The sequence below is a fragment of the Clostridia bacterium genome (genome assembly GCA_017410375.1).
Classification (GTDB): Bacteria; Bacillota; Clostridia; order RGIG6154; family RGIG6154; genus RGIG6154.
Genome location: JAFQQW010000031.1, coordinates 1 through 15,432 on the forward strand (window position 1 = coordinate 1; position 15,432 = coordinate 15,432).

At 44.8% G+C, this 15,432-nt stretch carries 13 protein-coding genes; 2 read left to right on the top strand and 11 right to left on the bottom strand.

Annotated features, from left to right (window positions below):
• Window positions 1–197: 197 nt before the first annotated feature.
• The 9 genes from IJE10_04655 to IJE10_04695 form a co-directional block, all read right to left on the bottom strand.
• Window positions 198–827 carry an S-layer homology domain-containing protein gene (locus IJE10_04655; protein ID MBQ2967399.1) on the bottom strand — a complete coding sequence of 210 codons (630 nt, stop codon included), beginning with the start codon at window positions 825–827 and terminating at the stop codon, window positions 198–200.
• Window positions 828–1,167: 340 nt separating this feature from the next.
• Complete coding sequence (locus IJE10_04660) at window positions 1,168–1,959, bottom strand: HAD-IIA family hydrolase (protein MBQ2967400.1); 792 nt, start codon at window positions 1,957–1,959, stop codon at window positions 1,168–1,170.
• A 1-nt stretch (window position 1,960) separates the two neighbouring features.
• Window positions 1,961–2,500 (bottom strand): glycerol-3-phosphate responsive antiterminator, encoded by a 540-nt coding sequence (locus tag IJE10_04665; protein ID MBQ2967401.1) that lies wholly within the window; start codon window positions 2,498–2,500, stop codon window positions 1,961–1,963.
• Window positions 2,501–2,520: 20 nt separating this feature from the next.
• Window positions 2,521–2,862: a DUF1667 domain-containing protein gene (locus IJE10_04670; protein ID MBQ2967402.1), complete on the bottom strand. Its 342-nt coding sequence runs from the start codon at window positions 2,860–2,862 to the stop codon at window positions 2,521–2,523.
• 1 nt (window position 2,863) lies between these two features.
• Window positions 2,864–4,099 carry an FAD-dependent oxidoreductase gene (locus IJE10_04675; protein MBQ2967403.1) on the bottom strand — a complete coding sequence of 412 codons (1,236 nt, stop codon included), beginning with the start codon at window positions 4,097–4,099 and terminating at the stop codon, window positions 2,864–2,866.
• A gap of 3 nt (window positions 4,100–4,102) precedes the next feature.
• Entirely contained in the window at window positions 4,103–5,533 is a 1,431-nt protein-coding gene (locus tag IJE10_04680) for an NAD(P)/FAD-dependent oxidoreductase (protein ID MBQ2967404.1), read from the bottom strand.
• Window positions 5,534–5,661: 128 nt separating this feature from the next.
• Window positions 5,662–6,561 carry an FAD-dependent oxidoreductase gene (locus tag IJE10_04685; GenBank protein MBQ2967405.1) on the bottom strand — a complete coding sequence of 300 codons (900 nt, stop codon included), beginning with the start codon at window positions 6,559–6,561 and terminating at the stop codon, window positions 5,662–5,664.
• Window positions 6,562–6,584: 23 nt separating this feature from the next.
• On the bottom strand, window positions 6,585–8,954 hold the full coding sequence (locus IJE10_04690) for a ribonucleoside triphosphate reductase (protein ID MBQ2967406.1): 2,370 nt from the start codon (window positions 8,952–8,954) through the stop codon (window positions 6,585–6,587).
• Between the two features lie 98 nt (window positions 8,955–9,052).
• Window positions 9,053–9,742 carry an anaerobic ribonucleoside-triphosphate reductase activating protein gene (locus IJE10_04695; GenBank protein MBQ2967407.1) on the bottom strand — a complete coding sequence of 230 codons (690 nt, stop codon included), beginning with the start codon at window positions 9,740–9,742 and terminating at the stop codon, window positions 9,053–9,055.
• A 360-nt stretch (window positions 9,743–10,102) separates the two neighbouring features.
• On the opposite strand from IJE10_04695, the gene rbsK reads away from it, so the two are divergent.
• Window positions 10,103–10,984, top strand: coding sequence for a ribokinase (gene rbsK, locus IJE10_04700; protein ID MBQ2967408.1), 882 nt, complete (start codon window positions 10,103–10,105; stop codon window positions 10,982–10,984).
• Between the two features lie 102 nt (window positions 10,985–11,086).
• On the opposite strand, the gene IJE10_04705 is transcribed toward rbsK, so the two are convergent.
• On the bottom strand, window positions 11,087–12,037 hold the full coding sequence (locus tag IJE10_04705) for a LysR family transcriptional regulator (GenBank protein MBQ2967409.1): 951 nt from the start codon (window positions 12,035–12,037) through the stop codon (window positions 11,087–11,089).
• 107 nt (window positions 12,038–12,144) lie between these two features.
• Between IJE10_04705 and IJE10_04710 the strand changes: the two genes are divergently transcribed.
• Window positions 12,145–13,002: a YitT family protein gene (locus IJE10_04710; protein ID MBQ2967410.1), complete on the top strand. Its 858-nt coding sequence runs from the start codon at window positions 12,145–12,147 to the stop codon at window positions 13,000–13,002.
• Window positions 13,003–13,054: 52 nt separating this feature from the next.
• On the opposite strand, the gene IJE10_04715 is transcribed toward IJE10_04710, so the two are convergent.
• Window positions 13,055–15,196, bottom strand: a complete 2,142-nt coding sequence (locus IJE10_04715; protein ID MBQ2967411.1) for a metallophosphoesterase family protein — start codon at window positions 15,194–15,196, stop codon at window positions 13,055–13,057.
• Window positions 15,197–15,432: the final 236 nt, after the last annotated feature.

A 15,432-nucleotide genomic window follows, 5' to 3' on the forward strand; every position in this document is an offset into this window, starting at 1 on the left:
AAAAAGGGCTCGAACCTTGAGAAGGCACGAGCCGTAAAATAAAATAGTCCGGTGGACTGTTTTATAGGCGAGTGGTGCGCAGACGGGTACTGCAAGCGAAGCGATGCGGTCGTCAAGCAAGGTGGATGCGCAGCATACACTGCCCTATTGTTCCCACCAAAAAGAAGAACACCCTTGTGGTGTTCTTCTTTCAGTTTTTATTGAAAATTTTTCTCTAATGTCATAAGCGGCACGCCGTTCTTGCCGTCCATAATCTGAAATTCTTCGTACGCGCCAAAGCCTACCTGTTGCATAAGCGGTACATCCATCGCATTTTCCAGCATGGTTGCAATATCCTTTCGGGTTGCAAAGTCTTGTGCTACAAACGAAATTCCGTTTGTAATTCCCAAAGACGTCGCTGTCATCATAAAGCCCTGCTCACCTATTGCCTCTGCCTTAGGCGCATAGCCTAAAATGGTCACAAGAATTTCTGCCGCCTCACCGTATGTAACCGCGCTTTCAGGCTGAAGCTCTTTTTCGTCCCAGGGGATCGCACCCATATTGTGGGCAAGATTTGCAGAACCCAATGCCCAATGTCCCTCTAAATCTGTATAATAAAAGTTTCCCGGAACATTTTTTAAGTTCATGGCATTTACAGCAAACTGTGCCATTTCCGCACGGGTTACAAGCGCATCCAAGGCAAAATCACCGTCGCCTCTTCCAACCAACATACCATGTGCATAAATTTTCGGGAACGCTTCTACCTCTTTAGGCACATCCGCAAATGCAGTGCACGAAAGCCCTGAAATAATCAAGACAACCAGTAATACCGACATAAATTTTTTCATCATACATTCCTCTTTTCTGTAAATTTTTTAATGCCCGCAGTCGACTACTCTGCTTTATTTTCCCTTCCTTTTTTATTTTTTGCGCACTTTTTAAACGAAAAAAGTGCGCGACACGAAGCCACGCACTTGTGTAAAATACATAGCTTCAACTGTCGCCAAACAAATCTTACACAACTCATAAAAAGTACATGCAAAATGAAGCATCTGTATTTTCACCGAAAAAGGGTATAAAAATACACATACTTTAAATGAGTTTCTATTCAGATTTGTTTGGCAACTTTAGTATACCACACTCTTTTTAAAAATACAAGTAAAAAAAACAGACCTGAGGGTCTGTTTTTCAATTTGCTAATATTTCATATAACTCTCTGATGTTTTTTAAAATAAACTGCGGCTTGGTTTCGCCCTTTTCCACATCCTCCATTGTGCCTTCACCGCTCAGCACGAAAATGGTGCTGATGCCGGCATTTACACCGCAGGCAATGTCTGTGTACAAACGGTCTCCCATCACAGCCGTCTCTTCTTTGGAAAAGCCTGCCTTTTCCATAGCAAGATACGCCATATCCGGCTCGGGCTTACCGATAAACTTCGGCCGCTTACCGGTAGACCTCCAAAGCATCTCTGCCACCGACCCGCAATCGGGCACATACCCAAACGCCGTGGGACAAACCCAGTCGGGGTTCGTTGCAATGTATGCAATATCCTCTTTCAAAAGAATGCACGCATCCTCTAACTTTTTAAAGGTCAGCTCGTTATCGTTGCCCATGCAAATGCAGTCAATCCCCTCTTCCCTGTCGGTCACAACCGGAAGTCCCGCGTCCTTTAACTCCTGCACAAAAGATTGTGTACCGAAGGCATAAATCTTTTTAAACGCATGCTTTTTCAGATACAAAACCGTTGCATTGGTGGAGGTTAAAAATTCGTCTGCTGTCGCTTTAATACCCAATGACGCCAACTTTTCCACATATTTATCCACACTTTTCGAAGAATTGTTGGTCAAAAAAATGTATTTTCCACCGTTTTTCTTCACATGTGCCAAAAAATCCAATGTCCCGTCAAATAAATCGTTATCTAAGTATATAGTGCCGTCCATATCCAGTAAGAACAGCTTTTTTTTCTTCAGTTCCTGCATTTTAAAGATTTTCCTCCCAAAGCTTTTGCGTACCGGCAGAAATCGCCGTCGCACCATATCCTAAAATGGCCTCTGCTTCTTTTTTGCTTTCAATCAGGCCTCCTGCAATCAGCGGAATTTCGATTTTCTGCACCAGTGAAACAATCACTTTCGGTAAAAGTCCTGGCATAATTTCAATCATATCAGGCTTTGCGGTTGTAACCGCCTCTACGGTTGTTTCCACCGAATGGGAATCCACAATAAAAAAACGCTGTACCGTAAAAAGCTTAAGCTCCCTTGCCTTTTTAATCATGCTCACCCGGGTGCTGATGACTCCGTCTGCTCCCGACTGCTTAACAAACTGCAGTCCTGCCTCGTCTTTGCCGATGCCATTTGCAAGGTCTATATGCAAAAGATACTTTTTGTTCTTCTGATGTGCCAGACAGACCCGGTCCTTCAATGTAAAAATGTCGGGTTGCAAATCAAACACAACCGCTACACCGCTTTCAATTGCCGCTTTGAACTCCGCTTCGCTTCGCACCGCAGCAATGATTTTCCCCACGTCCATCTATCCTCGCTCCTTTATTTATCCGCCGTTGCAATCACACGACTGCCGAATACATCTTCTATTATAACATCTCCTGCCAAAATGTGCAAGGGTGCAATTGTCTGATTTATCTTTTTCATGCATTCAAAAATTTTATCCTTTGGAATGGGTGTTTCGGTTTTGACCGGCACAACCGTACCGTCTGCACACCGCACGGTAGAGGTTACGGTACGCACCGGATTTAAGGTTTCGTCCTTTGCATACTGCTCGCCCCGCTTGCAGGTATTCCCCGTAACAGACAGTACTTCCCTGCCATCCGTTTCCACCGTAAGGCTACAGCCTAACGGGCATACAATACAAGTAAAAGTCTTTTGCATATCAAAGCACCTCCAGTTCAAAACGCAATGCATTTGCCTGTTTCAAAGCATCTGCCTTTAAAGTCACCGTTTCCATCTCACCCGGTGCTACCTTTTGCTTTTTCTTAGAAAGCAAAAGCGTTTCCCCATCAAACACATTGATTTTCACATTTTTAAACACATCGGACACTCTGAAATACACCTTCACATCCTCCGCTTTTGTGATGCGTTGCGGTACGGTATAGCGGATTTTCCCGTCGGTGGAAATCGGGATATGTAAAGTCCCTTTTTCTGCTCCTCGGATATATTCTGCGGCACTCATGCCTGCGATTTCCGCTTCTTCGGATACAAAATCCACCAGGTCGTGTACATGCAATACATTTCCGCAGGCAAAAAGCCCCGGAATGTTCGTTTCCCGGCTCTGATTTACTTCAGCACCGCCTGTAACGCGGTTCAAATCAAGACCTGCCTGCTGTGAAAGCTCGTTTTCGGGAATCAGCCCCACCGACAGCAAAAGTGTGTCGCATTTAATGTATTCTTCTGTGCCGGGGATAGGTTTTCTGCTCTCGTCCACCTTCGCGATGGTCACCCCCGTTAACCGTTCTTTGCCGTGAATATCTATCACCGTATGGCTTAATTTTAAAGGAATGTCAAAATCGTTCAAGCATTGCTGAATGTTTCGGGCCAGCCCCCCTGAATAGGGCATCAGCTCGCAAACCGCGTGTACCTTTACGCCCTCTAAGGTCATGCGTCGCGCCATAATCAGCCCGATGTCGCCCGACCCTAAAATCACCACATTTTTGCCCGGCATATACCCTTTCATGTTCACATACTTTTGTGCCGTGCCTGCGCTGAATATGCCGGAGGGTCGACTTCCGGGGATGTTTAATGCGCCCTTTGACCGCTCTCTGCAACCCATGGCAAGAATGACCGCCTTTGCCTGAATCTGAAAAATGCCTTCCTCGGTGTTACTCGCCGTTACGGTCAAATCCTCGCTTAAATCCAGCACCATGGTATTCAGCTTTACGGGTATTTTTCGCGCTTTTACCTGTTTTTCATAGCGCAAAGCATATTCAGGACCGGTTAATTCTTCTCCAAACTTATGCAACCCGAATCCATTATGAATACATTGCTGTAAAATACCCCCAAGCTTTTCATCTCTTTCCAGAATCAAAATATCTGTTATGCCTGCATCATATGCTGCAACCGCAGCACTAAGCCCTGCAGGACCGCCACCGATGATCACTAAATCCGTCATGCCTCACACCTCCTTGGTCTTTCCGAAATTTATGAAAGATTCTCCGCCGAATTTGGTTACTTTTTCGTAAGCTACGCCCGTTTCTTTTGCAATCAGCTCCACAATATAGGGACCGCAAAAACCGCCCTGACATCTGCCCATCTGTGCTCTCGTACGCCTTTTTACGCCATCTAAATCGGTCGCTTTAGGATTGAACCGCAACGCATCCAAAATTTCACCCTCGCTCACCTTTTCGCAACGGCAAACAATCTTGCCGTAGGCAGGATTTTGTTTGATCATTTTATTTTTTTCTTCTGTACTTGCTTCCCGAAACGCGTGCATCGGACGTCTTACAGGATTAAAATTCTCCTTTTCATCCATTGCAAGTCCTTGTTCTTTCAGCATATCCGCCACGAATTCCGCAATGGCAGGAGATGCCGAAAGACCGGGCGATTCAATCCCTGCCACATTGATAAAGCCCTTTTGGGGCGAACGGATGATAAAATCGCCTGTGTTGCCTGCCGCGCGCAAACCGCAAAAGGAGGTGATTGCCTTATTAAAAGGAATCCCGTCCACATTTTCGGATGCCTCTTTTAAAATTTTTGCAAACCCTTCTCGAGTCGTACCTGCATCCGCTTTATCCATTCTGTCCACAGAGGTCGGACCCAGTAAAAGATTATTGTCCACCGTAGGCGTAACCAGAATACCCTTTCCCTTTTCAGAGGGCGTGCGGAATACGGTATGCGTCAAAAGACTGCCCTCGCCCTTATCCAGCAAAATATATTCCCCTTTTCTGGGATGCACCTCAATGGAAAAATCGCCTGCTAATTTTGCAATCTCATCGCTGTAAAGCCCTGCGGCATTAACCACAAACCGCGCCTGCACCCAATCGGTCTTGCTTGAAACCGCAAAGGCATCACCGTTTTTACAGATATCGGTCACCTCAAAATTACATTTTAAATCCGCACCGTTGTCCATGGCATTGCCGATTGCCGCAACAGTCAGCTCATAAGGGCAAATGATCGCACCGCTCGGGGCATGCAAAGCATATTGCACCTTTTCCGAAAGATTTTTCTCCAGCGCATGCACTTCTTCTTTTCCAAGCAATTTCAGCCCCTGCACACCGTTTTTCTGCCCACGCTCTAAAAGGCTCTCAAGGACTTCCTTATCCTTTTCATCAAACCCGATAACCAGCGAGCCGTTTTTCTTATACTTTACCCCAAGCTCGCGCGCAATTTTTTCCATCATCATCGAGCCTTTTACGTTAAGGCTTGCTTTTAAAGTACCCGGCTCTGCATCAAAGCCCGCGTGCACAATGGCAGAATTTGCCTTTGTAGCCCCCATTGCCACATCGTTTTCCTTCTCTAAAATGCACACCTTAAGCTTGTAAGCAGAAAGCTTTCTGGCAAGCAGACCGCCCACAACCCCTGCGCCGATGATTGCAACATCATACATTTTTAAACACCCTTTCCAAAACAAAAAGACGCACCAAAACAAAAGCTTTCTTTCGCTTTTGTTCTGATACGTCTCCAATTCTCTGTATCAACAAAAGTATACTACAATTTTTTCAGTTTGTCAACCCTTTAAAGGCTATCCACATAATCACAAGCCGCAAGGGCTGCGATAGCACCGTCTGATGCTGCGGTTGCCACCTGACGGATTTTTTTGCTCCGGCAGTCCCCTGCCACAAAAATACCGTCCGTGCCGGTCACGCATTTTTCGTCCGCGTCCGCATAGCCGTAGTCATTAAGAAGCATCACATTCTTAAAAGGCTCATTTTGCGGAATCAGGCCGATTGCCACAAACATACCGTCGCAGGCAATCTCTTTTTGCCCGTCCTTGGTGTTGATGACAATGCCCTCTAAAGTGGTATCGCCTAAGATTTTTTCAACCGTTGCCCCTAAAATGATTTCCACATTTTCTTTCTGCGTCAACTGGTCAACCAGCTTCTGTTCACCGGTAAAATAATCTAAATTCTGTACTACATATACTTTTTTTGCCAGATCCGAAAGCAAAATGGCTTCCTGCAATGCCGAGTTACCGCCACCGATCACCGAAACAGTTTTGCCGGTATAAAATGCCCCGTCACAAACCGCGCAGAACGAAATGCCCTCGCCCACAAACTGCTCTTCATTTTCTAAGCCTAACATTCTGTGCTTGGCACCGGTTGCAATCACAACTGCCTTGCCCTCAAATTCGCCCTCGTCGGTTACAACGGTTTTAACCGCACCGTCCTTTACCGAAAGCACCTCACAGCACTCTAAATCTGCGCCCTGCTCTAACACCTGCTCCACCATTTTTTCGGCAAATTCGTTGCCCGAAAGGGACACAAAGCCCGGAATATTTTCCACTTTAGGGGAATAGGTAATCTGTCCGCCGAATGTGCCTTTTTCCAGCACCACAACAGACTTTCCTGCTCTGCAAGCGTACAGAGCGGCGGTCAGCCCCGCCGGGCCGCCGCCGATAACAATCAAATCATACATATTCAATTTCCTCTGTTCTTTTTTTACGCGTTTAACATTTTCTTAATGTCCGAAACGCCGGTAAATTTCTGTACTTCGCCGTTTTTCACAACCACCAGAGTCGGTGCCTGCTTGATACCGAATTCTTCAACCAGTTCCGGATACTCGTTTGCCAGAAGCTTTTCGTAGGCTACGCCTGCTTTATCCAATGCCGCGCAAGCAATCTTGCAGTTGGGGCAGGTTGCGGTAGCAAAGAGGTATGTGCCGTCATTAGAATCGGAAACTGCTTCTTTAACGGGTGCTTCTTCCACCGGTGCAGGACCTTTGTGGGTCAGCTTGGAATTTTCGATATCATATACCTTTCTTTCCTTGTATTCCTGGCTCTTACCGTCGTTCCAGTTCTGTACCGGACGGTAGTAACCGGTGATACGGCTGTAAACTTCGGTATTTTCACCGCACTGCGGGCAGGTAAACTGTTCGCCGGGGATATACCCGTGCTTTTTACATACCGAGTATGTGGGAGACAAGGTATAGTAAGGCAGACGGTAGTTTTCTGCAATCTTTCTAACCAGGTTCGCCGCAGCCTTCCAATCCGGCAATTTTTCGCCTAAGAACGCATGGAATACGGTACCCGAGGTATAAAGGGTCTGCAGTTCATCCTGAACATCCAAAGCTGAGAAGATATCTTCGGTGTAGCCAACCGGCAAGTGCGAGCTGTTGGTGTAGTAAGGTGTTTCGCCTGTGCCCATGCCTGCGGTGATGATGTTGGGATAGTGTTTTACGTCATGCTTTGCAAGACGGAATGCGGTAGATTCAGCAGGCGTTGCTTCTAAGTTGTACAAATCGCCGTATTCTACCTGATAATCGGACAATCTTTCTCTCATGTGGTTCAGAACGTCCTGGGTGAATTTCTGTGCTTCTTTCTTGGTAAGGTCAGCCTTAATCCAGTTTGCATTGAGGCACGCTTCATTCATACCAACTAAACCGATGGTGGAGAAGTGGTTGTTAAAGGTACCCAAATAACGCTTGGTGTAAGGATAAAGACCTGCTTCTAACAGCTTTGTGATAACCGTTCTCTTGATTTTTAAGGAACGAGCGGAGATATCCATCAATTTATCCAGTCTGTTATAGAAATCTGCTTCGTCCTTTGCAAGGTAAGCAATTCTGGGGATGTTGATGGTAACAACACCTACAGAACCGGTGCTTTCACCGCTGCCGAAGAAACCGCCCGACTTTTTGCGGAGTTCGCGGAGGTCAAGACGCAGTCTGCAGCACATACTTCTTACATCGCTCGGCTCCATGTCGGAGTTGATGTAGTTAGAGAAGTACGGTGTACCGTATTTGGAGGTCATTTCAAACAACAGCTTGTTGTTTTCGGTTTCAGACCAGTCAAAGTTTCTGGTGATGGAGTAGGTCGGAATGGGATACTGGAAGCCTCTGCCGTTGGCATCGCCTTCAATCATGATTTCGATAAACGCTTTGTTTACCATATCCATTTCCTTCTGGCAGTCTTTGTACTTAAAGTCTGCTTCCTTACCGCCGATGATGCAGTTTAATTCTGCAAGGTCAGCAGGAACGACCCAGTCGAGCGTGATGTTAGAGAACGGTGCCTGTGTACCCCATCTTGAGGGTGTGTTTACACCGTAAATGAACGATTCGATGCACTTTTTAACCTGATCGTAAGAAAGGTTATCAATCTTAACGAAAGGTGCAAGATAGGTGTCAAAGGACGAGAACGCCTGCGCACCTGCCCATTCGTTCTGCATGATACCAAGGAAGTTTACCATCTGGTTACAAAGGGTAGCCAAATGCTTTGCAGGTGCAGAGGTGATTTTACCCGATACACCACCCAAGCCTTCCTGAATGAGCTGCTTTAAGGACCAACCTGCACAATAGCCTGTGAGCATGGACAGGTCATGGATGTGAATGTCTGCATTTCTGTGCGCGTTGCCGATTTCATCATCATAGATTTCAGACAACCAGTAGTTTGCAGTAATCGCACCCGAGTTGCTCAAAATCAAACCGCCTACAGAATAGGTTACGGTAGAGTTTTCCTTAACACGCCAGTCGTTGATGTTTAAGTAGTTGTCCACAATATCCTTGTAGTCAAGTACGGTTGCGTTTAAGTTACGCAGCTTTTCATGCTGTCTGCGGTAAAGGATGTAGGCTTTTGCCACCTCATCATAGCCCGCCTTAATCAATACAGATTCAACGCTGTCCTGAATGTGTTCCACAGAGATTTTGTCATCCTCAATCTTGGGTTCAAAATCTGCAGTAACCTTCAAAGCCAGAAAGTCGATAATGTCTGTATTATACTGCTTCTCGCAAGCATCAAATGCCAATGCAATCGCGTCGCTGATTTTCTTTAATTCAAAGCTTGTTAATTTTCCGTCACGTTTAATAACATTATACATATATATTTCCTCCTCTTCTTTGTTTTTTTCGGAATGTGCCCTTATTATATCATCATATTTTGGGTTTGTCAACCCCTAAAATACAATATATTGTGTTTTTATATTCCGCGGCACACAATTTCTGCTATGTTAGAGGATGCCTCAGACCGCATGGATTCAAGGGTTTCGGGGGTTACGGCATGCATAGAAATTTTTCCGATTAAATTTCCCGAATCCACAAAATTTTGTAAAAAATACCGTTTTGCACCCTTAATCCACTCGGAAATTTTCAAAATATCTTCTTTTTCGTGAAATTCCGCCACAACCGTTGTGCGGAATTCATAGTCCACCGCACCGCTTAACAAAAACTGCACACTCTCTTCTATTTTAGAAAGGTCCATATCAACCCCGGCTGTTAAACTGTACTTTTCCTTGCAGTTTTTAATGTCCATGGCAACATAGTCAATCAGACCCTCGCCAGCCAACGCCTTTAAACGCTCGGGGAACGCACCGTTGGTGTCAAGCTTTACCGCATACCCCAACGCCCGTACCTTCTTAATAAATTCTTTAATGTCAGGCTGCAGAAGCGGCTCACCGCCCGTGATACACACCCCGTCCAGTAACCCCTTGCGTTTTCCTAAGTATTCCAAAATCTCTTCCTCGGTAAATTCGTCCGTCCCGTGATTGAGCGCCAAATCGGCATTGTGACAAAAAGGACACCGCATGTTGCAACCGCCCGTAAACACAATGCACGCCACCTTCCCCGGGAAATCCAGCAACGTCATCTTCTGCAATCCGTTTATCTTCATATTATATATCTCCTTTTATCCTATTTTAAAATATCCATGTAGGGAACGGGCTTGCTCGTTCCGCTTTACACAACCAAAGGCTTCTCCTTGAGGAGAGGCTCCGCCGTAGGCGGTGGTGAGGTGTAGGTTGCGAAGCGACCGTTTTCCACCTCAACCGTCAGTCTTACGTCCGACACCTTCCTCTCTAAGGAAAGGCTTTATAACCTGTCCGTCTCGTCAGATTCTCAAACCAAAGGCTTGACTTAAGAGGTTGTTATCTCTATTATACCCCATCACCAATCCCCCCGTCAAGCAAAAACCACAAAACCCCCTTGCAACTTTTTTCCAATTATGCTATACTGTAAAAAAGGAGAGATAACTATGAAAAATATACTTGTAGTCGGCAGTATTAATATGGATTTAGTGATTCACACCCCACGCCTTCCAAAGCTTGGCGAAACCTTAAAGGGACATTCCTTTATGACCGCCTGTGGCGGTAAGGGTGCCAACCAGGCAATCGCCGTGGGCAAGGTTTACGGTGCCTGCACCATGATTGGCGCGGTCGGTGAAGACGCTTTCGGCAAAACCATGACCGACAATTTAGAAAACAACAACGTAAACACCGCAGGCATTTCCAAAATCGGTGAAAACTCGGGTATCGCCATGATTACGGTATGCGGCGGCGACAATCACATCCTATTAGACGGCGGTGCCAACGACCGCTTGACGCCCGACTGGATTGACAAGCACCTCGACCTGATTCAGCAAGCCGATATTGTCATTTTCCAACTGGAAATCCCCATGGAAACCGTGCTCTACGCCGCAAAAAAAGCAAAAGAATCGGGCGCAAAGGTACTTTTGAATCCCGCCCCTGCCGCTCCCCTTCCGGACGAGCTTTTAGAGCAGATAGACATCTTGATTCCCAACGAGCACGAAGCCGAAATCATCACCGGCATCCATGAGCCGGAAGAAGCAATTAAAGTGCTCATGCAAAAATGCAATCAGGTCATCATTACCTTAGGCGAAAAGGGATGCATCTATAATGACGGAACCGAAATCAGGCTCGCACCTGCTGAAAAAGCCAAAGCGGTAGACACCACCGCTGCAGGCGACAGCTTTATCGGTGCATTTTGTGCCGCCCTTTGCGAAGGAAAAGCTTTAAAAGATGCCATCGCCTTTGGCGCAAAGGTCTCGGCAATCACCGTTACCCGGAAAGGCGCCGCCATTTCTATTCCTACCAAAGAAGAACTTTCCAATATATAATAAAAACGCGTATTCCAAACGGAATACGCGTTTTTATTAACTTTCATACCACTTATCCGGTATCCTGTATCTGAAATAATTTGCCTGCCGTTCCGACACCCCTCACCCCACATCAATCACTTCTTTTGCGATGCGGATAAATGCATCCATCGCTCTTGTGCAATACTTGTTTTTCTTGTGCGCAATATACAATGTGCGGTTGCTGTGCTTATTATCCACCTTATATACAAAAACATTGTCGCGGAATTTTCCGTATTTTAAAAGGGTATCGGTGGCAAAGCAAAGCCCCATCCCGGATTCTGCAAGTGCGTATGAAATGTTCATCTGATCCACGTAAAATGCCACCTTTGGCTCTATTTTACTTTTTTCAAAAATAGTCTTTGCGCGGTTATGCATATCGTTGCCGGGCTTTAATAAAATAAATTTCTCCTCCTTAAATTTTCCCATGGAAACCGTCGGTACTTTTTCAAAATCCACTCCCCCCGACATAAGGCTTTGGTATGAAATCTGATACGCTTCTAAGCTTCGGTTCACCGCTCTGTCCTTGGGTACACAAAGCAGAATTTCCTCTTTTGCCAGACTTTCCCCCTCATATTCATCCATGGTCTCATCAAAGCTGTCTATAATGATGTCCACCTGCTCGTTTTTGACCATATGGCTCAGCATTCCGGAATTGGCTTCCACCAGTTCTACCTCTATTTTGGGATACAAGGAAGCAAAACGATTGATAATCCGGGGCAAAACATAAGAAGAAAGATAATTTGTACCGCCTACCGTCATTTTCCCGGTTTCTAAATGATATAAATCATTTATCCGGTCAGAAAACTCTTTTTCCACCGCCATAATGCGCTCGGCGGCGTAAATATATTCCTTTCCCACCTCGGTCGGCACTACACGGCTTCCCGTTCTTTCAAACAAATCCGCCCCTAACCGCTTTTCGATATTCTTGATTGCAACACTTAAAGATGGTTGCGAAATAAAAAGCTTTTCTGCCGCCTTGGTAAAGCTTTGCGCCTTATACACCTGATACACATAATTGTATTTGCTGAACACAAAAAATCACTCCATAGTTTTTTTCTATCAAAATTATATATTTAAAGTATTTGACTATATTATACCATGCGATTATAATAAAATCAATACATTACAGGAGTGATTTTATGCAAAACAAATGGATTCAGTACCCAACCCTTACTCTTTCGGCTTCCCTTTCTGCTGTGAATTACGCAATTTTTGTGTTTCCGAACAGCTTTGCCCCGGCAGGTATAGACGGTATTTGTACCATGATACAGGACCTTTCCGGCATCAGCATCGGTTATCTTTCCCTGCTGATGAATCTTCCGCTTTTGCTCTGCGCCTTTTTCGTGCTGAGCAGAGACTTTGCCGTAAAAACAAGTCTGTACGTTCTGGTATTTTCCGTTACCTCTGTTTTACTGCATCACCTCAATTTGTCTTCCTTTTATTATATAACCGGCACCGGCACAAGCATCGTGCTGGCACCCATTGTGGCAGGCGTGATACGCGGACTTCTTTACTATGTCACCCTTAAGCTTAATGGCTCGGGAGGCGGTACGGACATTGTCGCCGCCCTTATCAAGCACAAAAAACCGCATCTGGATTTAATGCATGTTATTTTTATTGTCAATCTGCTGATTGCCCTTTGCTCTTATTTTGTGTACGGCATGAATATAGAGCCCGTTATATGCAGTATTCTGTATTCCTTCGTTACCACAATCATCCGCAACAGCCTGCAAAGCACAGCAACCGAAAGTGTTAAATTTGAAATCATTACCCCAAAGGCACAACAGCTTTGCCAAAGCCTTTCGGAGCAATTTCACCTGTCTGCCACCATCATAAATGCAAAGGGAAGCTACTCCGGGCTTTCTACTCAAATGGTGGTTTGCGTGGTAAACAAAAAGAATGTCCCCTATGTAGAAGACATTCTGTTAAACTCTGAAGACTGCGTGGTTTTTAAAAGCACGGTGGGCAATACTCTTTCCGGGCTTTCATATAAATAAGCTCTACCCCAAACATTTTTCCTATCCCAAAAAAATTCAAATCACACACCCATCACGCAAACAGCGCATCTGCCGTTTTGATGTTATGCTTTTTAAGGAAATCATACATTTCATGCACTTTAAACCCGTCATAATCATCGTTCCGATGGCTGTCAAAGCCTATACTTATATATACCCCTGCATCTTTTATGATTTGCTGTTTTTTTGAATCATTCATAAAGTCCAACACATATTGATGTTCCCTGTATTTATGGATGCTGTCATAGCTCACATTCATTTCCCAGAAAATGTTATTTTTTGCCATTTTCGCGAAAAATTCCCGATAATCATATCCGTACATATCACAGTACGCAAACAAATCGGTGTGTGCAATACCGCATAAAATACCAAGCTTTTTGCAAAACGCAAAAAGGTCTCCCTTTACAATGCTTTCCGCATATGTTATATGCTCAATCAGACAATAATCAAACCCTTTTACCTCATCCGCATTTTCTATAGTATATAAGTCGGGTATGGTTGCAATCTCAATTCCGCAAAGCAATTTTATTTGATCTGCATACCTTCTGGCAAGGTCTTTCATTTCTGCAAGATATTGCTTCGTCCGTTTCCCTATGCCGTGATTATGGTCGCATATGCCAAACGTTGTCAAGCCGTTTTGTATAGCCGTCTTTATCAGCTCCTGCGGATTATCTCTGCCGCAATGGCTGTAAAAGGTATGCGAATGTATATCAAACACTTTTCTGTTTTTATGCACATTAAAAGTTTCTAAAGTTTTTGCATAAGCATCCTCCGGTCGCATTTCAAAGATAACCGGTGCCTTGTTTATGCGCTCTGTCACCCAGCATTTAAAGAAAGATGCATAGCTTATAAGATGCCCGTATACATCGGTTATGGGCATATGATTCTCAAAAACACCATTTGTGCAGCTCACCTGATGTATATGGTATCCCACAATATATTTGCCAAGCATTGACAGCCATGCACCAATCTGATATTTCTGACTAAAGGGTGCATTATTTCTTGCATGCCCGATATCAAAATTTATTCCGACCTTATGTCTGCATTTTTCATCAAGCAACCGCATAAACTGCAGACATTCTTCGGGAATATAGCCAAACCGTCTGTTTGCATCTGCCACATCCTTTGCGGTCATATGCATATTTTCAACGCCGACCACAATCGTATGCGGAACGGAATTCAATTTTTCTGCTAAAAAAACGCAAATGGTGTCAAGAATGTCCGGGTTTTCAGTTGTTTCCTGCACAGATACCATCGGTACGTGCTGTGTGATTCTGTCCGCTTTTAAGTTCTTTACAATTTCAATAAGCTTGTCGTAGCTTTTATCCACACGCAAAGCACCGTCAGCATATCCCACATCCGGCAAATGCACCGACAGATTTTCGCCGCCTGCCCTACGCCATTTTTCAATACTTTTTAGCAATTCTCCCTGCTCTGCATCGGCACAATTCGGACGCAGCTCCAGATTTTTCAGGTTGTTCTCAATCGCAAACTGTATCTGTGCTTCGGTATTATAGCAGGATATGCCGAAATAATTGTATATATCCCTGGGCACAGGCGAAAAATAATACGCTTTCCGAAGCTCTTTCGTTAAAGTATCATAGTATGTGATACAGGGATTTTCGCCTACGGCTTTGTCCGGGTCCATTGCCTGAAGACTTATGGAATTCCCGGAAAAATCAGACTGATGCAAATGCCCGTAAAACAACATTGTATCTTCGTGGTTTTCACACCACTGCATAAGTCTTTTTCGGGTATCCTCCTCTAAAGAATGCATCGGATGGTGCATAAAAACTATACTGTTTCCGTCTGCAGATTCCAATTCGGAAAATTGCGCCTCCGACACAATCCCTTCGCAGTCATTGATTGCGTAAACCGTTGTCCCGCTTATCTGCGTTTTACAGGGAGAAGCCTTGTGTTTTATACGGTCACGGCTTTCTGCGTTTCTCAAATCAGAGTTTCCGGGGATATACAGAAACGGTATTCCCGTTTTTTGCATATAGTCAATAAAAAAATCATAAACGGCTTCATTTCCGTCACATGTAGCATCTCCCGCAAAAACAATACAGTCGGTGCTCTTTTTCAAAGCATCCTCGGTTGCCCACTTAAGTGCATCATATTGCAATGCATTTTTATCAAAAGGCAAATGCAAATCACACATAAAACAAATTTTCAAGCCGTAGTCCCCCTTTTACATCTGTTGCGTCTCGCTTTCTATAGTATACCATAAAAAATCTCCCGGCACAAGTCATTCACTATAAAAAACAAGCCTGCGAAAAAGGAAGTTATATTTTGTCAATTTGAATTCGTCGGCGTACAGAGGTACGGTAGAGTTCAAATTGACAAAAAGCAAGCAATGGAGCGGAATCCTCGATGGATTCCGCTCCATTCAACATCTGTTCAAACCGGAGA